Origin of the sequence: Pseudoduganella sp. (assembly GCF_041914865.1) — a bacterium.
Lineage (GTDB): Bacteria > Pseudomonadota > Gammaproteobacteria > Burkholderiales > Burkholderiaceae_D > Rugamonas.
Window position 1 is genome coordinate 58,809 of sequence record NZ_JAYSCO010000019.1, and the last position, 19,989, is coordinate 78,797.

Below are 19,989 nucleotides of genomic sequence, written 5' to 3' on the forward strand. Positions count from 1 at the left end.
AAACCAGGGTACGACCCAAGGGTCGGACCCTGGCACGCGGCTGTCGCAGGCCAGGGGTCTGACCCTTGGGTCAGACCGAGGTTTACCGGGGTAAGAAAAGCGAATACCCACAACGTATTGGAGAAGCAGATGAAACAAATGCCACAAGAGCTGCGCAAGCAGACGCTGGAACTGGTGAAGGCCAACGGCCCGATCGCGCAACTGATCGAAGCCTGGCTCGGCTCCCTGGACGATGAAGACCTGGCCGACCTCTCTCCCGGCAGCCTCGCGCCAGTCCTTGTGGAAGGTTTCACCCAGCTGTCCAAGCGCACCGCGCACGGCTGCCAGATCGCCAGGCTGCAATACCAGGAAGCGCGCGGCGGCCACGCCACCGCGCTGCTGATCGTCAACGACGACATGCCATACCTGGTCGACTCCATCGTAATCGCCCTGCGCAAGCTGCGCGTCGGCTCGAACGGCGTGCTGAACGCCGTGCTGCCGGTGCGCCGCGCCGCCGACGGCAGCGTGGAAGCGGTCGGCCAGAAAGGCGACAAGCTCGAATCCATGGTCCTGTGCCTGCTGTCCGAACAGCTGGACGAGGCCGACCTGAAAGAGCTGACCGAACGCATCGAGATGGTGGCGCGCGACGCCGCCGTGGTGAAGCGCGACCTGCCAGCCATGAAAGAGCGCCTGGGCGCCGTGGCCAGCGAAGCCGCCGCCCTGGGCGAAGAAGGCCAGGAAGTGGCCGCCTTCCTGCAGTGGGCGCGCGACGAGGGCTTCGAGGTGCACGGCTACGCCTACTACCAGGTGAAGCCGGGCGCGCGCGAGCTGGAGCGCGACATCCCAAGCCGCATCGGCGTGCTGCAGGACACCGCGCACCCGGTCTACGGCACCTGCCTGGCCAATATCCCGGGCGACTTCGATACCCTGTCCAAGCGCGCCCACACCCTGTCCATCGTCAAGGCCGACGTGGCCGGCACGCTGCACCGCGACCAGTCGCTGGACTTCATCGGCGTGCGCCACACCGACAGCAAGGGCGCCATCCTGGGCGAGCATTGCTTCGTCGGCCTGTTCACCCGCGCCGCCACCCTGACCCCGCTGGCCCGCCTGCCGTTCGCGCGCGGCCGCATCGCGCAAGTGCTGAAGATTGCCGGCGTGCGCGAAACCGGCTTCCGCGCCGAGAAATTCATCGAGATCCTGGAGTCGCTGCCGCGCACCGAGGCGCTGGAAGCGGAGCCGGAATGGCTGGCCGAAGTGTGCGGCGCCGTGGTGTCGCTGTACAAGCAGCCGCGCGCCAAGGTGTTCGCGCGCCGCGACGTGTATGCGCGCCACCTGAACGTGCTGGTCTACCTGCCGCGCGAACGCTATTCCGCCTCCGTGGCGCACGCCCTGGCGCGCGCCCTGCAGGACAGCTCGGGCGCCACCCACGTCAGCTCGCAGACCCTGGTGTCGGACGGCCCGCTGGCGCGCCTGTACCTGATCGCCCACGCCGCGCGCTATCCGCTCGACCTGGAAAGCGATATCCAGCGCCCGCTGCTGACGGTGCTGGATGGCTGGCATGACAGCTTCTCCGAACTGGCCGACCAGGTCAGCGAAGAGCCGCTGCGCAACAGCCTGCGCAAGCTGTGCTCCACGCTGCCGGTCGACTACGTGGCGGCCACCCCGCCAAGCGTGGCCTTCCACGACCTGGACAAGATCCTGCGCAATGGCGACAGTGAGCGCGTGGCCGTGCGCGTCGAGCTGCCGTCCGACGGCAACGCCGCCACCACCATCCGCCTGTACTCGGTGGACCGCGTGCCGGCGCTGTCGTCCATCCTGCCGGCGCTGCACAACGCCGGTGTGGCGATCGAGCGCGAATCGGCGCATACCATCCGCACCAGCGACGGCAAGAAGCACTACGTGACCAGCCTGGCGGTCGATGCGCAGAGCGCGACCGAACTGGCGCGTCCGGGCGTGGTGGCGGTGGCCGAAGAACTGTTCAACGCCCTGTTCAACAACGAGGCGGAAGACGGCCGCCTGAACGGCCTGGTGGTGGAAGGCGGCCTGAGCCTGCGCGAAGTGCAGCTGGTGCGCGCCTACATGAGCTACTGGCGCCAGGGCGGCAGCCAGTTCACCGTGCGCTACATGGCGGAAACCCTGCGCCGCCATCCGGCGCTGGTGAAGGAACTGGTCGATGCCTGGAAAGAGCGCTTCGACCCGAAACTGCCGGAAGCGACGCGCAACGCCGCCAAGGAAAAACTGCTGGCCATCAAAGGCCGCCTGACCTCGATCAACCACGCCGACACCGAAGTGATCTTCGCTGCGATGATCGACCTGATGCTGGTGACCCTGCGCACCAACTACTTCCAGAATGCGGGCCAGGGCGACAAGATCATCTTCAAGTTCGACACCAGCCACCTGCACCTGGTGCCGGAGCCGCGTCCGTTCCGCGAGATCTACGTGTTCTCGCGCCGCTTCGAGGGCGTGCACCTGCGCGGCGGCCCGGTGGCCCGTGGTGGCCTGCGCTGGTCCGACCGTATGGAAGACTACCGCACCGAGGTGCTGGGCCTGGTGAAGGCGCAGATGGTGAAGAACGCCGTGATCGTGCCAGCGGGCGCGAAGGGCGGCTTTATCTGCAAGCAGATGCCGAAAGGCGCCGCGCGTGAAGTGGTGGCGGCGGAAGGCGAAGCATGCTACCGCCTGTTCATCTCCAGCCTGCTGGAAGTGACCGACAACCGCGTGCTGGGCAAGATCGTGGCGCCGGAAGACACCGTGCGCTACGACAACGACGACCCGTACCTGGTGGTGGCTGCCGACAAGGGCACCGCGACCTTCTCCGACATCGCCAACAGCATCGCGGTCAAGCGCGGTTTCTGGCTGGGCGACGCGTTCGCCTCGGGCGGCTCGAACGGCTATGACCACAAGAAGATGGGCATCACCGCCAAGGGCGCGTTCGAAGCGGTCAAGCGCCACTTCTACGAGATGGGCCACGACATGAACACCACCCCGTTCACCGTGGTGGGCGTGGGCGACATGTCGGGCGACGTGTTCGGCAACGGCGTGCTGCTGTCGAACCAGATCAAGCTGCTGGCGGCGTTCGACCACCGCCACATCTTCCTGGACCCGAATCCGGACACCGCAAAATCCTTCGCCGAACGCCAGCGCATGTTCGCGCTGCCGCGCTCCTCGTGGGACGACTACAACAAGGACCTGATCTCGCAGGGCGGCGGCGTGTTCCCGCGCACCGCGCGCAGCATCGAGCTGTCGCCTGAGATCCGTGCTGCGCTGGACATCGAGGAAACCGCGCTGGCGCCGGAAGAGCTGATGCACCGCATCCTGCTGGCGCCGGTGGACCTGTTCTACAACGGCGGCATCGGCACCTACATCAAGTCTTCGGCTGAGACCCACGCCCAGGTGAAGGACCGCGCCAACGACAATATCCGCGTCAACGGCAGTGAACTGCGCTGCAAGGTGGTGGCGGAAGGCGGCAACCTGGGCGCGACCCAGGCCGGCCGTATCGAATTCGCCCTGGCCGGCGGCCGCATCTTCACCGATGCGATCGACAATTCGGCCGGCGTGGATTGCTCCGACCACGAAGTGAACTGCAAGATGTGGCTGGACGTGGAAGTCAACGCCGGCCAGACCTCCGAGGCAGACCGCAACCAGCTGCTGAACGACATGACCATGGAGGTGGAACGCCTGGTCCTGCGCGACAATATCCAGCAAACCCGTTTGCTGGTGCGCGAGCAGCAGGCCCAGTCCGAGGCGGTGGTGCTGGACGGCTACGCCGACCTGATCGCCGACCTGGAAGAAGAGGGCGCGCTGTCGCGCGAGCTGGAGCACCTGCCAAGCGTGGCCGAACTGGCGCGCCGCAAGGCCGACGGCCGCGGCCTGACCACGCCGGAACTGGCGGTGGTCATCGCCAACGTGAAGAACCGCTACAAGCGCCTGCTGTCGGCCCTGCCGCTGACGGACGAAAGCTGGGCGGAGAAGGTGCTGCGTCCTTACTTCCCTGAGCAGCTGGTGGCGACCCGTCCGCCGCTGAACCATCCGCTGGCCAACGCCATCCTGGCGACCGTGCTGGCGAACGAGGTGGTGAACCGCTGCGGCCCGCTGATGATCCGCGAGCTGGCCGCGGCGCACAACTGCAGCGAGCAGGATGTGATCCTGGCCTGGGGCCAGGCCTGGTCGGCGCTGGACCTGGCGCCGATCTTCGACACGCTCGATGCGGACGCCCTGGTGGTGCCGCGCAATGTGGCGATGCGCGTGGATGCGCGCACCCGTTCCATGCTGAAGGCGGTGATCGAAGGCGTGCTGGGCGTGCCGAAGGAGCAGCTGCGTGGCGCCGGCATCGCCGAGCTGACCAAGCTGTTCGCCGATCCGGCTACCGTGCGCAAGATGGCGGCCGATGTGCAGTCGGAGGCGGCGACCCACAGCGGCCTGCGCGAGTCGTTTGCGCAGGCGTGGAATGCGGTCGATGCGCTGGAAGGCGTGGCGGCGTTCGTGTTCGCGGCGCTGTCGGTCAAGCGTCCCGCGGGCATGGACCTGCCGGGCTTCCTGGCGGTCGGCATGGCGCTGCGTTCGCAGGCTGGTATCGATACGCTGGAACGCGGGCTGAAGCTGCCGGCTACTTCCAAGTCGCAGGAACAGCTGCGCAGCTATGCGCAGTCGGCTTTGCGCCGTACGCAGCAGAAGCTGCTGGCGCAGGTGCTGGCGCGTGCGACCAACGGCCATGATGCGGTGGAGGCGGTGGAGGTGGTGACCTGCACCCTCGGCCTGTCGGGCTATGCGGCGTCGGCCGACCTGGAGCAGGCGATGCTGGATGTGTGGGCGTTGTCGGAGGCGGTCAATGCCGTCGGCCTCGCCGCCTAACCCCGGTAAGGCAGGGTCAGACCCAAGGGTCTGACCCTTGGGTCTGACCCAGATTTACCGGGTTCAACGAAGCAAAGAGAACGAATGACAGCAATCCCCCCCGCAGTAAAAGCCCTGGCCGAAGCCGACTTCAGCGCCGTCGCGCGCAGTTTCGGCGCGGCCGGCTTCGCGGTCGGCCAGCCGGCCGACGGCATCCTCACCATCCGCCGTGAAAACGAACAACGCCCCGCCGTCCTGGTATCGGTCGGCGTGCACGGCGACGAGACCGGCCCGATCGAGCTGGTCGCCTACCTGCTCGACGAGCTGGCCCAAACGCCGCAAGCACTGCAAGTCGACCTGATGCTCTGCGTCGGCAATATCGGCGCCATCCGCCAGGCCAAGCGCTTCATCGACGCCGACCTGAACCGCATGTTCCGCGCCGAGCGCGGCACCCTGGCCGGCACCGCCGAAGCCGCGCGCGCCGACGAGATGATCGCCGCCACCAGCGCCTTCTTCGCCAGCGCCGGCAAGGAGCGCTGGCACCTCGACCTGCACACCGCCATCCGCCCGAGCGTGTACCCGACCTTCGCCATCGTCCCCGACCTGATCGCCGACGCTGCGAAGGAACAGCTGGTCGCCTGGCTGGGTGAAGCCGGGATCGGCGCCATCATCATGAACCCCTCCTCGGCCGGCACCTATAGCTACTACAGCGCCGAGCACCACGCCGCCGCCGGCACCACGGTGGAGCTGGGCCGCATCGGCACCCTGGGCCAGAACGACCTGTCGCAGTTCGCAGCAGCGCGCGTGGCGCTGGACCGCCTGCTGCGTGGCGCCGCACCGGCGCCCGCCGCCCAGGCCTCGCACGTCTACAAGGTGGCGCAGAACATCATCAAGCTGAGCGACAACTTCAAGATGGCCTTCGGCAAGGAGACGCAGAATTTCACCGCCCTGAAGAAGGGCGATGAGATCGCGCGCGACGGCGACACCGTCTACACCGTCCAGCACGAGGAAGAGCTGGTGGTTTTCCCCAACCCCGACGTCCGCATCGGCCTGCGCGCCGGCATGATGGTCACGCGCGTGAAGTAAGGACTTGCGCTACACTGGCCGGATCGCCACCGGAAAGGAGTAGCGCATGTCCCTGTCCATGTATAAAGTTTCCGCGCCGGTCTTCGTGCGCGGCCTGAAGGTCATGTCCGAAGCGCTGCGCAAGGCGCAAGCCCATGCGGAGGCGGGCGGCAAGCCCATGGACGTGCTGCTCTCGGCCCGCCTGGCCGACGACATGCTGCCGCTGACCGCCCAGGTGCAGCGCGCCAGCGACACCAGCAAACTCTCGATTGAACGGCTGACCGGCATCGCCGCGCCGAAGTTTCCCGACAACGAAGCCAGCTTCGAGCAGCTGCAGCAGCGCATCGCCGATACGATCGGCTATATCGAAGGGGTAGGGGAGGAGTATTTCGCCGGCAGCGAAACGCGCGAGGTGGCACTAAGTTTCGGCAGCTTCAAGCCGACGTTCACCGGCGAGAGCTATCTGCTGACTTTCGCGCTGCCCAACTTCTACTTCCATGTCGTGACCTTGCACGACATCCTGCGGAACCAGGGAGTCAAGATCGGCAAGATCGACTACCTGGGTCCTCACGAGGGTTAATCAGCCAGCCAGGCCGGCGCGCACCGCATAGGTAGCCGCCACGACCAGCAGGGCCAAGCCCAGTGAGATCGCTGCAGTCGCCGCCATGGGATGGAAACGGGACGAAACGGTAGGGATCTTTTTGTACATGGCTTGGCTCCTTCTCAGTGGCGGTTTTGCATGGATGGCAGAGTATCAATGGCGGCGGCGCCAAGCTAGACACAGGCTGTATCAATAGTAAGCACATGTAACATGAGCCACTTATTCTCTCCTTTCGCACTGGGGCCGCTGCAGCTGGCTAACCGCATCGCCATCGCCCCCATGTGCCAGTACTCCGCCACCGGCGGCCTGGCCACCGACTGGCACATGATCCACTACGGCCACCTGGCGCTGTCCGGCGCCGGCCTGCTGATCCTGGAAGCGACCGCGGTCTCGCCGGAAGGGCGCATATCGCCGGCCGACCTGGGCCTGTGGTCGGCCGAACACCAGCAGGCGCTGGCGCCCATCGTGCAGGCCATCCGCCGCTACGCGCCGATCAAACTGGCGGTGCAGCTGGCACATGCCGGCCGCAAGGCATCCAGCGCGCCGCCGTTCGAAGGCGGCCAGGCGCTGGCGCCCGCGCAGGGCGGCTGGCAGACCGTCGCCCCGTCGGCACTGCCGCATGCGGCGGGCGACCCGGCGCCGCTGGCGCTGGACCAGGCTGGCATGGAGCGCATCAAGGCCGATTTCGCCAACGCCGCCCTGCGCGCGCACGCGCTGGGCATGGAGGCGATCGAACTGCACGGCGCGCACGGCTACCTGCTGCACCAGTTCCTGTCGCCGCTGGCCAACCAGCGCAGCGACCATTACGGCGGCTCGCTGGAGAACCGCATGCGCTTCCCGCTCGAGGTGTATGACGCGGTGCGCGCCGCCGTGCCGAGCGGGATGGCGCTCGGCATGCGCGTCTCCGCCAGCGACTGGGTGGAAGGCGGCTGGGACATCGAACAGACCCTGGTCCTGGCGCAGGCGCTCAAGCAGCGCGGCGCCGATTTCATCCACGTCTCCAGCGGCGGCCTCTCGCCCCTGCAGCAGATTCCCCTTGGCCCCGGCTACCAGGTCCACTTCGCCCAGCGCATCAAAGCCGACACGGGCCTGCCGACCATCGGCGTGGGCCTGATCACCGAGCCGCTGCACGCCGAGGCCATTGTGGCCAACGGCCAGGCCGATATGGTGGGACTGGCGCGCGCCATGCTGTACAACCCGCGCTGGCCGTGGCATGCGGCGGCGGCGCTGGGGGCGCAGGTTGCTGCACCGCCGCAATACTGGCGTTCGCAGCCGCGCGAACTGAAAAACCTTTTCGGCGCCACCCGCCTGGGACAGCGCTGAACGCGGGCCGTGGGCGCGGCGCCGTGGGGCGCCCGCCACGGTTGCCTTTCCTGCATCAAAATCCTTTAGGTTCAAAAACTGCGAGGTCTTATAATCGTGGGGTTTTTTTGTCCTGAAGGATATGCCTGTGAATCAATCGCTGGTCCAGAAGCTGACCCGTACCAAGCCGGCCCCTGTCGAAACCGATGGCGGCACGAGCCTGCACGGGGAGGGCTTGAGCCGCTCCATCGGCCTGTTTTCGCTGACCATGATCGGCGTTGGCGCCACGATCGGCACCGGCATTTTCTTCACCATGGTGGAAGCGGTGCCCAAGGCCGGCCCCTCCGTGGTGCTGTCCTTCCTGCTGGCGGCGCTGACCGCCGGCCTGACCGCGCTGTGCTACGCCGAACTGTCGTTCAAGGTGCCGGCCGCCGGTTCCGCCTATTCCTTCGCCTACCGCACGCTGGGCGAGTTCATGGCCTTCATCGTCGCCTTCTGCCTGCTGCTTGAATACGGGCTGGCGGCCAGCGCCACGGCGATCGGCTGGTCTGATTATTTGAACAATTTCCTGGTCAACGCCTTCGGCTGGCAGATTCCCGAGCATCTGCGCTCGCCGATGATCGTGTCCACCGCCAACGGCACGGTGTGGAATCTCGGCCACTTCAACCTGCCGCCGGTGATCCTGGTGGTGCTGTGCTGCTTCCTGCTGATCCGCGGCGCCAAGGAATCGGCCACCGCCAACGCCATCATGGTGCTGATCAAGCTGGCGATCCTGATCTTCTTCGCCGTCATTGCCTTCACCGGTTTCGACGCCAACAACTTCACCCCGTTCACCAAGCCGACCGCCGGCGAGTGGGTGCCCGGCGCGGCCGGCATTGCCGCGGCGGCGGGCACGGTGTTCTTCTCCTTTATCGGCCTGGATACGATTGCCACCGCCGGCGAGGAAGTGCGCAACCCGAAGCGCAACGTCCCGATCGGCATCATCGCCGCCCTGATCATCGTCACCCTGTTCTACATGCTGGTGGCGATTGCGGCGATGGGCGCGCAGCCGGCGCATATGTTTGAGCACCAGGCGGCCGGCCTGTCGGTGATCCTGCAGAACGTGACCGGCAAGGCCTGGCCTGCGCTGGTGCTGTCGGCGGGTGCGGTGATTTCCGTGTTCTCGGTGACCCTGGTGACGATCTACGGCCAGACCCGCATCCTGTATGCCATCGCCAAGGACGGCCTGGTGCCGAAAGCCTTCCAGAGCGTGAACCCGAAATCGCACGCGCCGGTGGCCAACACCATCATCGTCAGCCTGGTGGTGGGCGTGGTGGCGGGCCTGGTGGATTCCACCTTCCTGTGGGATATGGTGTCGATGGGCACCCTGACCGCCTTCATCGTGGTCTCGGTCGCGGTGCCGGTGCTGCGCGCCAAAGAGCGCGCGGCGGGCACGGTCACCAAGGGCGGCTTCCGCGTGCCGTTTGGTCCCTATGTCGTGCCGGGCCTGAGCATCCTGGCCTGCGCCTACCTGATGTTCAGCCTTTCGCATGCCACCAAGATGATTTTCACTATCTGGATGGGCGTTGCAGTGATAACCTACTTCATCTACGGTATCCGAAATTCCCGGCTTAACAAGGTGTAAATAATGCAGGCCAAAGCAATCGCCCAATCAGTTTTCCTGGCTTCGGCCATTTTCTCTGGGGCGGTTGCCCAGGCCGGGTCCTCGGGCACGGCCATCCGTGACTACCGCGCGGTAGCCATCTCCCCCGCCGGCGACCGCGTCGTGTCGCTGGAATCCATCGATCCTGGCAATGGCAAGCGTCCGCACCCCACCGTCGTGGTGCGCGACGCGGCCAGCGGCGCCATCGTCGCCGAATTCGACCCGTGCGGCACATGCAGTTATGACAAGCCGGCCTGGTCGCCGGATGGCAAGGCGCTGGCCTTTGTCGCCAGCGACAGCCGCGCCGGTTCCGCCGCGCTGCAGGTGGCGCAGGCGGCGGTGGGCGGCAAGACCCGCGTGCTGGCCACGGTGCAGGGCGTCGCCAGCAGCGCGCGCTGGTCGCCGGACGGGCGCACGCTGGCGCTGCTGGCCACCCCCAACGCGCGCAAGGAAACCGGCGCCACGGCCGCCGGCGCGCGCCAGGTGGGCGAGATCGGCGTGGAGGAAGATGCGCAGCGTATCGCCACCGTGCCGGCGGACGGCGGCGCGCTGCGCCTGCTGTCGCCGGACGACACCTTCATCTACGAGTACGACTGGACGCCGGACGGCAAAGGCTTTATCGCCACCAGCGCCAAGGGCAACGGCGACAACAACTGGTGGGTGGCCAAGCTGTCGTACATCGACGCCGGCAGCGGCGCGCTGCGCATCGTGGCGCATCCTGGCACGCAGCTGAATACGCCGCGTGTTTCGCCCGACGGCCGCACGGTGGCATTCATCGGCGGCCTGATGAGCGATTTCGGCTCGGTCGGCGGCGACATCTACACGGTGCCGCTGGCGGGCGGCGAGCCGGCCAATATGACGCCCGGCTTCAAGGGCACGTTCAACACCCTCGCCTGGCGCGGCAGGAATTTGCTGGCCAATGCGCTGGTGGGCGACAAGTCGAGTGTGCTGTCGGTCGATCCGGCCAATGGCCGCCACGTGACGCTGCGCGCAGTCGCCGCATCGACCAGCGCCGCCGACGGCCGCATGAGCTTCAGCGCGGATGGCAGCAAAGCCGCGGCGGCGCAGGAAGACTTCGAGCACGCTGCCGCCATCGTGGCGGGACCGATCGCTGCCATGCGCGCCATCACCGACGACAACGCCCACCTGCAGCCGCAGGTCGCGGTGCAGAATATCAGCTGGCAGAACGAGGGCTTCAATGTGCAGGGCTGGCTGCTCGGCCCGCGCGACAAGGCGGCCGGCAGGAAGTACCCGATGATCGTGCAGGTACACGGAGGCCCCGCCGCTGCCGCATCGCCGCGCTATATCGCGCCGGGCGAACAGGGCAACCCCCTGGTGCGCGAGCTGGTGGAGAAGGGCTACTACGTGTTCATGCCGAATCCGCGCGGCAGCTTCGGCCAGGGGCAGGCCTTCGCGCGCGCCAACCGGCGCGATTTCGGTGGCGGCGACTTGCGCGACATCCTGGCCGGCATCGATGCCGTGGCCGCAGCGGCGAAGGTCGACACCAGCCGCATGGGGCTGATGGGCCACTCCTACGGCGGCTTCATGACCATGTGGGGCGTGACGCATTCGCAGCGCTTCAAGGCTGCCGTCGCCGGCGCCGGCATTGCGAACTGGATTTCCTATTACGGCCAGAACGGCATCGACCAGTGGATGATCCCGTTCTTCGGCGCTTCGGCATATGACGACCCGGCGATCTACCGCCAGCTGTCGCCCATTGAATCGATCAAGGTGGCGCGCACGCCGACGCTGATCTACGTCGGCGAGCGCGATGTGGAGTGCCCGCCTGCGCAGTCGATGGAGTTCTGGCACGGCCTGAAGGCCATGGGCGTGCCCACTTCGCTCGTGATTTATGAAGGCGAGGGGCACAGCATCCGCAAGCCGGATCACCAGCGCGACCTGCGCAAGCGCACGATTGAATGGTTTGGACGTTACCTGGGCGAGTAAGCAGCATGCGTTTGAGGCTTAAGTTGATGGCGGCCCTGCTGGCGACAGGGCTGGGGGCCGTTGCCCTGGTGGGCGGGGTGGCGTACGTCAGCGTCAGGTACAAGGTTGACTCGCTGCGCAAGCAGCAGGCGGCGGAGCACTTCCATACCTACATGACGGCCTACCTGGCCGAATACGGCGACTGGGCGACGGCGATCAAGACGGAGTCGTTCGACCGCTTTGTACGGCGCCAGGAAGGCGCGCGTACGCAGGGGGCTGAACTGCCCAGCGAGATGCTGGAGCGCATGCCGCCGCCCATCAATGACCAGGCGCGCAATGCCACTCGTGCGCAGGAGGTGAGCCCGGCTGCGCCGCCGGCGGCAGGCGATGGCCCGCCGGCCGACCCGACCATCCCCGCCGTGCGCCGCAGCAGCGGAACCGTGGCGCCCGATGGCGGCCTGCCCAAACCGGACTACCGCGATGCGCCGCCCGATCCAACCCTGCCGGCGGTGCGCCGCCCGGGCCCTGCCGCGCCGGCGCCTGGGAGCGCTGGCCCAGCCGATCCTTCAACCTCCCGGCCGGCGCCGGGGACGCCCACGGGCGCACTCTCACCGGACGGCTACCGGCCGCCGCGCGACGCCTATGGCGGCCCGGCGGAAGGCCGCGGCCAGCAAGGCCCGCGCGGCGATGGCTACGGCGGCCCGCCACCGGAAGGCCGCGACCAGCAAGGGCCGCGCGGCGATGGCTACGGCGGCCCACCACCGGCAGGCCGCGACCAGCGCGGCCCGCGCGGCGATCGTTACGGCGGTCCGCCGCCGGAAAGCCGTGAGCGCCCCCAGGGCGGCCCGCACGACGGCTATGGCCCGCCTCCGGAGGGACGCGAGCAGCGCGGCCCGCGCGACGGCTATGGCCCGCCTCCTGAGGGGCGCGAACAGCGCGGTCCGCGCGGCGATGGCTATGGCGGCCCGCCGCCGGAAGGCCGTGAGCGCCCACAAGGCGGCCCGCGCGACGGCTATGGCGGGCCACGCGACGGCTACGGTCCGCCACCGCATGCCCACGAGCAGCGCGGTCCACGCGGCGAAGGCCACGACCGTGCGCAAGGCGCCCAGCGCGATGGCTACGGCTATGGCGGCCCGCGTCCGGAAGACCGCGAACAGCGTCCGCCGCGTGAACGCGATGGCCAGCCGCTGGCCGAGCGCGCCGACCGTCCGCAAGCCGGAGGCGGCCCGCTTGCCGGCGAAGCGATAGCGCGCCCGGACGGCAGCCTGGAACGCGGCCCTGAGCGCGATCCTGAGCGCCTCCCACGCGGCGAGCGTCCGCCACGCCGCGACGGCCCGCCGCCATTCCGCTTCGTGCTGGCCGACGCCGAGTACAAGGTGCTGCTGGGCGGAGGCCAATTCCGCGTCGGTGAGACGCTGCCGGAATCCGCCCGCGCCACCTCCCGCCCGATCCTCGTCAAGGACAAGACGGTCGCCTACGTCTATAGCGACGGCGCCCCCACTCCATCGCCGCAGGAGCAGAAATACATCGACGCCCTCTACAACTCCCTGTGGTGGGGCATCGGCGCCGCCGCAAGCCTGGCGACCATTCTCGGCGTGCTGCTAAGCCGCGGCCTGTCGCGCAGCCTGAGCAGCCTGACGGCCGCCGTGAAAGGCATGCACCAGGGCGAGTTACGCCAGCAAGTGCCGGTGAAAGGCAAGGACGAAGTCGCCGCCCTGGCCAGCGCCTTCAACGAGATGAGCGAACAGCTGGCGCAAAGCCACGAAGAGCTGAACGCCTCGCACGCCACCATCCTGCAGCAGGCGGAGCAACTGCGTGAACTCAGCATCCGCGACGCGCTCACGCAGCTGTACAACCGGCGCCACTTCGACGAACAGGCCAACACCCTGTTCAACCAGGCCGTGCGCCATAAACGACCGCTGGCGCTGGTGATCTGCGATATCGACCACTTCAAGAAAATCAACGACACCTACTCGCACGCCACCGGCGACGTCGTGCTGCGCCACGTCGGCACCATCCTGCGCAAGCACATGCGCCTGTCCGACCTGGTGGCGCGCTACGGCGGCGAAGAGTTCGTGATGGCCTTCCCGGAAACGCCAGGCCCGCAGGCCGCCGCCCTGTGCGACAAGCTGCGCGCCCTGATCCAGAACTACCCGTGGCACGAAGTCCACCCGGACCTGAAGGTCACCATGAGCATGGGCGTGTATGCCGACATCGCCGCCGGCAGCGCCGAAACCATGCTGCAGAAGGCCGACGCGCTGCTGTACCGCGCCAAGGAGTCCGGCCGTAACCGCGTCTGCTTCGCGTGACATTTAGCGCAATTTGGACCGGGCCGGGAGTGCTATGCTCCCGGCCATGAAAATTCCCCACTCCTTTGCACTCATAGCTGCACTTTTCGCCGCCCCCGCCGTTGCCGGCGAGGCACCGCAGAACTACGCTGCCGTCCAGCACGTTGATGGAAAGGTCATTGGTACGATACGCGGCGCTGCCGCTACCTTAGGTGTTCATGGCGACATGCTGGAGTTCGCGCATGGCGCTGTGCGCATCAATGGCACACCTGTCGCCACCGTGCCCAAAGTATGCGAAATCAGGTACATCGTTGACGGCACCCACCGTACGCTTTATGTCAATGGCAAGCAGCGCGCGCTGCCAGAGATCCCGCCGCCAGCAGCGGTTACCCGGATCGGCGGGTAACAGGATGATTTGTCGATACCTCCTGCCGGCCATGCTGGCCGCCGTACTGTACCCGCTGCAAGCCCGCGCCAGCGACGAGGAAACCCATGTCTACCTCGCAGACGGCGAACTCAATTACGTCGGCTCGCTATCGGCCGAAGCCAATGCCAGGCTGTTCGCCTTGTACAGCAGCCAGCAGACAAAGCCCACCACGCTGGCGATACGCAGCCCCGGCGGCAACACGGTGGTCGGCATGGAGCTCGGCACGTGGGTCCACGAAAACAAGCTCGATGTGAAAGTGCTGGAAGGCTGCTATTCGTCCTGCGCCAACTACGTCTTCACCGCCGGGCGCCGTAAAATTGTCAGCAACTTCGCCCACATCGGATACCACGGCGGCATGAGCAGCATGAGCTTCAAGTTTGATGACGCCACGCTGGCCGCGCTTTCCGATGCCCGGAAGGATGGCGAAAAAATCACGCGGGAGAATGCATTGGCTGCCATCAAAAAAATGATTGCACCGCAGCTTGAGTTGGAAGAGAAGTACTTCGCAATGATCGGCGTCCAGCAAAGGATTACGACGCTTGGCCAATCCGATGAGCACCGCAAAGCTGCGCCCAAGGGGGCAGAGGGCTGGACTTACTCAATCCCGGACTTTGCCAAATTTGGTGTCGCCAATATCGAGGTGATCAACCCGCCATGGCGGCCCGAGCACAACCCGTCCCGCAACGTGATTTACCAGCTTTCTGTCGAGTGAATGCAGATGGATACGATCCCCCTTGAATTCGTCAGCGGCATTCCATTCATCCAGGTCACGGTAGGCGCCGCGCCGCCAGAACGCATGATGTTCGATTCCGGCGGCATGATCGGCATCTCTGTGCCGCAGTCCACGATCGAGCGTTCCGCGTCTGTCAAAGTGCTCGATGAGAAGGAGCGCTTTTCGGACTTGCAAGGCCAGGTGCATGAAGTGTCGAAGCTGGTTGCGCAAGACGTCGTCATCGGCAAGACGCGCTTTGCCGCCGTTGACGGCCGGGTCGACACCCACTGGGGCGGCGAAAGCAATGATGCAAAGCTTGCGGAAGCGCTGCAAGGCGGCGTGGTCGGGCTTGATATGTTCGCGGGACGTCCGCTGCTGTTCGACTACAAGCGCCGCACGATGTCGATCTACGCTGCCGGCCAGAACGCCAGCGCGGACTGGAAGAAATGGCGCGCGCTGCCCCTGGGCTATGGCAACGAAGGGCCCTTTGTGACGCTGCAGGTGGCCGGCAAGCCGAAGAAGTTCGTGCTCGATACCGGCGCGCAGGTAAACCTGGTCGATAGCGCCAAGTTCGAATGCGCAAAGGACTGTCCGCGTCCGCGCCTGCCCAAGCTGGCGGATGCCGGCGGGAGGGCGCTGCAGTCCCAGGACGCCGAGCGCGTTGACCTGGCCGAGGCGCCCTTCGACGGCATCCTTGGCGCGCCGTTCTTCCGCAGCTACCGCGTCGTGTTCGACCTGAAAGGCGGGCGGCTGCACATCGCCCCAAACTAGGGCCGCGGACAGGCGCAGCGCGCCATGGCATTTGCTCCAGTCGAGCATAGTAGAATTGCCGGCTTTTTATACGATCCTGTCGCTGCAATGAACCGTACGGTCAATTTCCACCCGGGTTACCGACCCGATATCGATGGCATGCGCGCACTTGCCATCCTCGCGGTTGTCTTCTACCACGCGTTCCCAGGCAAACTGACAGGTGGCTTTGCTGGCGTCGATGTGTTCTTCGTGATCTCCGGCTACCTGATTTCGACGGTAATCTTCAGGAGCCTGGAGCAGGGCCGTTTCAGTTTCAGGGAGTTCTTCGCGCGCCGCATCAAGCGCCTGTCGCCGGCGCTGATCCTTGTGCTGGCGAGCTGCTATTTGTTCGGCAGCTACGCCCTTCTGAGCGACGAGTTCCAGCAACTTGCGAAGCACACCGCTTTCAGCGCGGCGTACCTGCAGAACTTTGCCTTATGGGGCGAGGCCGGCTACTTTGACACCGCCAATAACCTCAAACCGCTGATGCACCTTTGGTCGCTTGGCGTCGAGGAACAGTTTTACCTCGTTTTCCCGCTACTGTTCTGGGCCGCCTGGCGATTGCGTCTGAACATGCTGGCGCTGCTGCTGGCGGTAGCCCTGGCGTCGTTCGGCCTGAATATGGCAATGATCCAGGATAAGCCCGTCGCCACCTTCTATCTGCCGCTGACGCGCTTCTGGGAACTCCTCGCCGGCGCGCTGCTGGCCTACCTGTATCGCGCCGACCCGCAGCGCAGCCTCGGCCAGGTGGCCGGCAATGCGATGACCAGCGCCGGCCTGCTCTTGCTGGTGGCGTGTTTCGCGCTGCTGGACCCGGCGTCCGCTTATCCTGGCTGGCGCGCCCTTGTGCCGGTCGCTGCAACCGTTATGCTGATTGCCGCCGGCCCGCAAACGTACTTGAACCGCTGGCTGCTGGGGAACAGGCCGATGCGGTTTATCGGCGCGATCAGCTATCCTTTGTACCTGTGGCACTGGCCATTGCTGGCGTTCTCCCTGATCATCGACGAACAGCCTGTCACACAGCGCAACGCCGCCGTCGTGCTCAGCTTCGTTCTGGCCTGGCTGACCTGGTGCCTGGTGGAGCGGCCAGTGCGCTTCGGTCCTTCCCGCCGCTACATGGTGCCTGCCCTGTGCGGCATGCTCCTGGTGCTGGTCGGCCTTGGCCTGCGGCCGCTGGAGGTCGGCCGCGAAGCCTTGCTGCGTGCGGACCATCGCCACGGCATCAATCGCTTTGACCATCCATACAAACAGGATTGCGCTGCGGTGCTGGGCAGTTCCGGCGACAACGACTGGTGCAATGCCGGTAACGCCAACGGCGCTGCGCCGCAAATGCTGCTGGCCGGCGACAGCTTCTCGAACGCTTACACCGAGATGCTCAAAGCCGTGCCGGGGGCGCCACGCTTCGTGCAGGCGGGGCGTGGTGGTTGTCCCGCGTTGGCGGGCTACGGCAATGCCGAATGCAGGGCTTTTACCAACAAGGTGCTGGCGCTGGCGGAAAACACCCCGGAGCTTGCCACAGTCGTCCTGGCCGGGCACTGGCCGGCATATGTCGACCGCCGCGAAATGGGCATGAGCGCGACCGCCGATGAATTCTTCCAGGCCTTTGAAGCGACGGTGGCCCGCTACCAGGCCATGGGCAAGCGCGTCGTAGTGTTGCTGTCGCCGCCGACCGGCAGCAAGCCTCGCGCTTGCCTGGGGCGTCCTATTTCGCTGAGCAAGAAGCGCATGTGCGATCTCCCGCAAACGCTGGCAATGGAGAACGACGGGGCCTATCGCGAGCGCATGCTGCCGTTTCTGGAATCGAAAGGCGTGCCCGCTTTCGATCCGTTCAGGGCGCTGTGCGATGGCACGAAGTGCCAGGCGATAGATGGCGACAAGATCCTGTACGCTGACATCAACCACCTTAGCGTCTACGGCGGCCAGTATCTGGCGCAGTACCAGGCGGACGCTTTGCGTTCCTTGCTGCTTACCGCTGACTAGATCGGCGGCAGCCCGTGCATGGCGCGGGCTTTGTTGCATTCGGGGGTGTATTCGGTGAACTCGCGGCAGGTGGAGGAGCGCTGCGCGTAGATCGTGCAGCCGACCTCCTTGCCTACCTCGCCGGACAATGCGATGCAGCGCACCGGTTTTGCCTCCGTGCCGCGCATGGCGGCGCGGTGCGGCGTGATGGGGACGGTGAGGTGCGCCGGCACCTCCTCGCCCCAGTAGAACGAGACCCGGAAACTGGCGCAGCAGGCGCCGCAGCTCTGGCAGTGCGACACCTTCAAGTCCCCTGCGCCACGTTACGGACAATGGCTTCGCTGTGGCCGATGATCTTGTCCGCGTCGGCCTGCAGCAGGCGGATACGGCGCTGCACCAGCGGCCAGCCGGACCAGTTGACGACGGGTTCGGCACCCGCCTCGCGCCGCAGCGGGGCGGCGGGCGGTGTGGCGCCGGTGTGGCGCGACAGGGCCACCGACAGCGTGCGGCAGACCGACGCGTGGCTGGTGGCCAGCATGGCGTTCACCGCCTCGCTCGGGATATCGCGCGCATGGCGGCGCAGGATGGCGCGCAGGGCCGCCACGTGCGCCACCAGCAGGTAGTTCTGCACGATGAACAGGTTGATGTCCTCGGCTGCGCGCTGCTTGCTCTCCGGCTCGTCCAGCATGCGCACCAGCGCCGCGCTCAGCGCCGCCAGCGCATCCATCAGGCGCTTGCGCTGGATGCGGTAGATGAAGTCGTTGCGGTACTTGCCCTGCAGGAGGTCGAAGCTGGCCTCCATATAGCTCAGGTTCACGTCCAGCACCTGCTTGATCAGGCGCGGCAAGGACTGGTACTCCCAGTTCGCCAGCACGAAGCTGAAGGCGGTCGCGATGGCGGCGCCGACGAAGGTGTCGATCAGGCGCTCGGAGATCAGCGTGCTGCTCGGCGCCACCAGGTACATCCACAGCAGGATCATCACCGACACGGCGATCGCCGCGTAGCGGTAGCGCAGGTAGATGAAGGTCGGCGTGGCGATGGATGCCAGCACCAGCACGCCGACGATGGCGGCCGGATGGTTCATGAACTTCAGCACCAGCGCCGTGATGACGCAGCCGATCACGGTGCCGACGATGCGGTCCGAACGGCGCTGCTTGGTCATGCTGAACGAGGGCTTCAGGATGATGACGATGGTCAGCACGATCCAGTAGCTGTGCGCCTTGTACGGCAGCATGGCGCCGATCGCCAGGCCGGCGGCGATCGCCATCGACACGCGCAGCGCAAAGCGGAAGATCGGCGAATCCATGCGGAAGTGCGACAGCATCAGCTGCAGCTCGTACTTCTGCTGCGACAGGAAAGGCTGCATGTCCATATCGCGCCAGAAGTGGGTGTCTTCGTACACCTTCTGGCTCGACACGTGCAGCTCGCCGATCATGCGGATGATGGCCATGATCTTGTTGCGCTGGGCGCGCAGCACGGTGACGGCTTCACGGCGCGGCTTGCCGGCATCCAGGTCGTCCTGCAGGCCGGCGATCTGCTGCTCGAGCGCCATCAGCTCCGGCGTGTAGTCGACTTCCGGGAACGACGGGCGGTTGCGTGTGACGGCGTAGGCCACCGATTCGATGTCGCGCGCGGCCTTGTAGGCCAGGTCGTGCAGGGTGCGCAGGGCGGGCGAGTCGAGCAGGTGGGTGCGCAGCGCCGCGTAGTCGGTGTGCGTGGCCAGGATCTGTTCATACAGGTCCAGCATGCAGACGTGGACCTGCACCACCACCGCGTCCTTGCGGTTGTTGTGCGCGCGCAGGATCAGGTCGCGCGACGCCTGCTGGCGGTCGGCCAGCAAAGCCTGGTGCCGCACCAGCTTGTTGAACTGTTCGGTGAGGTTGTAGCGCGTGTCGTAGAAGTCGGCCTTGATGTCGATGTAAGCCGCCAGCTCGAACAGCGCCTCCGCCAACACCTGCTGCTTGATACGGTGGCGCAGCAGCCAGGCCACGCCCATGGCGTAGGCCAGGTAGGCCAGGGCGCCCAGCATGAACAGGCCGGCGTGGCGGAACGATTCGGCCGGCGTCAGCACGTGCTCGGTCGACATGGTCATGATGAACAGCGTCGCCAGCTGCAGCGGCATCGACTTCTTGCCATACACGACCATCATGCTGGCGAAGAAGCTGACCGCGACCAGCATCACCATCAGCAGCCAGTAATACGGCCCGCACAGGCTGATCAGCAGCGTCACGGCGCTGCACAGCAGCACCGACGCCATCATCTCGTTGAACTTGTGGCGCAGCGGGCTTGGCATGTCCATCAGCGCGGTGCACAGCGCGCCGATGCCGATGGACATGGCCACATGCGTATTGGCCAGCCACATGAACAGCGCAACAATGCCAACCAGGCCGGCGCCGAAGCGCAGGCCCAGGTGGAAGTAATGGCTGTAGAAGAAGGTGCGGGGGTCTAGTGCGTAGTGCATGATCCCCG

Annotated in this window: 14 protein-coding genes; 10 read left to right on the forward strand and 4 right to left on the reverse strand. The window is 66.2% G+C overall.

Features of this window, described 5'->3' with window-relative positions:
* Positions 1-129: 129 nt before the first annotated feature.
* From ACE3TQ_RS11465 to ACE3TQ_RS11475, 3 genes are all read left to right on the forward strand, one after another.
* Positions 130-4,830 (forward strand): NAD-glutamate dehydrogenase domain-containing protein, encoded by a 4,701-nt coding sequence (locus ACE3TQ_RS11465; RefSeq protein ID WP_374582303.1) that lies wholly within the window; start codon positions 130-132, stop codon positions 4,828-4,830.
* A gap of 84 nt (positions 4,831-4,914) precedes the next feature.
* A complete protein-coding gene (locus ACE3TQ_RS11470) occupies positions 4,915-5,895 on the forward strand; it encodes a succinylglutamate desuccinylase (protein WP_374582304.1) in 981 nt (326 codons plus the stop codon).
* 46 nt (positions 5,896-5,941) lie between these two features.
* The gene (locus tag ACE3TQ_RS11475; protein ID WP_374582305.1) at positions 5,942-6,454 is read left to right on the forward strand and encodes a DUF1993 family protein; all 513 of its coding nucleotides are present in this window, start codon (positions 5,942-5,944) and stop codon (positions 6,452-6,454) included.
* On the opposite strand, the gene ACE3TQ_RS11480 is transcribed toward ACE3TQ_RS11475, so the two are convergent.
* Positions 6,455-6,583: a hypothetical protein gene (locus ACE3TQ_RS11480; protein WP_374582306.1), complete on the reverse strand. Its 129-nt coding sequence runs from the start codon at positions 6,581-6,583 to the stop codon at positions 6,455-6,457. It abuts the gene before it with no gap.
* 102 nt (positions 6,584-6,685) lie between these two features.
* On the opposite strand from ACE3TQ_RS11480, the gene ACE3TQ_RS11485 reads away from it, so the two are divergent.
* The 6 genes from ACE3TQ_RS11485 (at position 6,686) to ACE3TQ_RS11510 (ending at position 14,772) form a co-directional block, all read left to right on the forward strand.
* The gene (locus tag ACE3TQ_RS11485; RefSeq protein WP_374582307.1) at positions 6,686-7,798 is read left to right on the forward strand and encodes an NADH:flavin oxidoreductase/NADH oxidase; all 1,113 of its coding nucleotides are present in this window, start codon (positions 6,686-6,688) and stop codon (positions 7,796-7,798) included.
* A 127-nt stretch (positions 7,799-7,925) separates the two neighbouring features.
* A complete protein-coding gene (locus ACE3TQ_RS11490) occupies positions 7,926-9,401 on the forward strand; it encodes an APC family permease (RefSeq protein ID WP_374582308.1) in 1,476 nt (491 codons plus the stop codon).
* A gap of 3 nt (positions 9,402-9,404) precedes the next feature.
* The gene (locus tag ACE3TQ_RS11495) at positions 9,405-11,366 is read left to right on the forward strand and encodes a prolyl oligopeptidase family serine peptidase (RefSeq protein WP_374582309.1); all 1,962 of its coding nucleotides are present in this window, start codon (positions 9,405-9,407) and stop codon (positions 11,364-11,366) included.
* A gap of 11 nt (positions 11,367-11,377) precedes the next feature.
* The gene (locus tag ACE3TQ_RS11500; RefSeq protein WP_374582310.1) at positions 11,378-13,654 is read left to right on the forward strand and encodes a diguanylate cyclase; all 2,277 of its coding nucleotides are present in this window, start codon (positions 11,378-11,380) and stop codon (positions 13,652-13,654) included.
* A 46-nt stretch (positions 13,655-13,700) separates the two neighbouring features.
* A complete protein-coding gene (locus tag ACE3TQ_RS11505; RefSeq protein ID WP_374582311.1) occupies positions 13,701-14,039 on the forward strand; it encodes a hypothetical protein in 339 nt (112 codons plus the stop codon).
* A gap of 31 nt (positions 14,040-14,070) precedes the next feature.
* Complete coding sequence (locus tag ACE3TQ_RS11510) at positions 14,071-14,772, forward strand: hypothetical protein (RefSeq protein WP_374582312.1); 702 nt, start codon at positions 14,071-14,073, stop codon at positions 14,770-14,772.
* A gap of 238 nt (positions 14,773-15,010) precedes the next feature.
* Here ACE3TQ_RS11510 and ACE3TQ_RS11515 read toward each other — a convergent pair whose 3' ends face one another.
* Positions 15,011-15,574, reverse strand: a complete 564-nt coding sequence (locus ACE3TQ_RS11515) for a CxxxxCH/CxxCH domain-containing protein (RefSeq protein ID WP_374582324.1) — start codon at positions 15,572-15,574, stop codon at positions 15,011-15,013.
* Between ACE3TQ_RS11515 and ACE3TQ_RS11520 the strand changes: the two genes are divergently transcribed.
* The gene (locus ACE3TQ_RS11520; protein WP_374582313.1) at positions 15,568-17,541 is read left to right on the forward strand and encodes an acyltransferase family protein; all 1,974 of its coding nucleotides are present in this window, start codon (positions 15,568-15,570) and stop codon (positions 17,539-17,541) included. The two genes, ACE3TQ_RS11515 and ACE3TQ_RS11520, sit on opposite strands and share 7 nt — an antisense overlap.
* On the opposite strand, the gene ACE3TQ_RS11525 is transcribed toward ACE3TQ_RS11520, so the two are convergent.
* Together ACE3TQ_RS11525 and ACE3TQ_RS11530 are read right to left on the reverse strand one after the other, a co-directional pair.
* Positions 17,538-17,822 (reverse strand): YkgJ family cysteine cluster protein, encoded by a 285-nt coding sequence (locus ACE3TQ_RS11525; protein ID WP_374582325.1) that lies wholly within the window; start codon positions 17,820-17,822, stop codon positions 17,538-17,540. The two genes, ACE3TQ_RS11520 and ACE3TQ_RS11525, sit on opposite strands and share 4 nt — an antisense overlap.
* A 2-nt stretch (positions 17,823-17,824) precedes the next feature.
* Entirely contained in the window at positions 17,825-19,981 is a 2,157-nt protein-coding gene (locus ACE3TQ_RS11530; protein ID WP_374582314.1) for an FUSC family membrane protein, read from the reverse strand.
* Between the last annotated feature and the right edge of the window lie 8 nt (positions 19,982-19,989).

What these genes read in the sequence shown, in the direction of transcription:
- ACE3TQ_RS11465 (WP_374582303.1), top strand. Translation starts at nt 130, where the DNA reads ATGAAACAAATGCCACAAGAGCTGCGCAAGCAGACGCTGGAACTGGTG.
- ACE3TQ_RS11470 (WP_374582304.1), top strand. Translation starts at nt 4,915, where the DNA reads ATGACAGCAATCCCCCCCGCAGTAAAAGCCCTGGCCGAAGCCGACTTC.
- ACE3TQ_RS11475 (WP_374582305.1), top strand. Translation starts at nt 5,942, where the DNA reads ATGTCCCTGTCCATGTATAAAGTTTCCGCGCCGGTCTTCGTGCGCGGC.
- ACE3TQ_RS11480 (WP_374582306.1), bottom strand. Translation starts at nt 6,583, where the DNA reads ATGTACAAAAAGATCCCTACCGTTTCGTCCCGTTTCCATCCCATGGCG.
- ACE3TQ_RS11485 (WP_374582307.1), top strand. Translation starts at nt 6,686, where the DNA reads ATGAGCCACTTATTCTCTCCTTTCGCACTGGGGCCGCTGCAGCTGGCT.
- ACE3TQ_RS11495 (WP_374582309.1), top strand. Translation starts at nt 9,405, where the DNA reads ATGCAGGCCAAAGCAATCGCCCAATCAGTTTTCCTGGCTTCGGCCATT.
- ACE3TQ_RS11505 (WP_374582311.1), top strand. Translation starts at nt 13,701, where the DNA reads ATGAAAATTCCCCACTCCTTTGCACTCATAGCTGCACTTTTCGCCGCC.
- ACE3TQ_RS11510 (WP_374582312.1), top strand. Translation starts at nt 14,071, where the DNA reads ATGCTGGCCGCCGTACTGTACCCGCTGCAAGCCCGCGCCAGCGACGAG.
- ACE3TQ_RS11520 (WP_374582313.1), top strand. Translation starts at nt 15,568, where the DNA reads ATGGCATTTGCTCCAGTCGAGCATAGTAGAATTGCCGGCTTTTTATAC.
- ACE3TQ_RS11515 (WP_374582324.1), bottom strand. Translation starts at nt 15,574, where the DNA reads ATGCCATGGCGCGCTGCGCCTGTCCGCGGCCCTAGTTTGGGGCGATGT.
- ACE3TQ_RS11530 (WP_374582314.1), bottom strand. Translation starts at nt 19,981, where the DNA reads ATGCACTACGCACTAGACCCCCGCACCTTCTTCTACAGCCATTACTTC.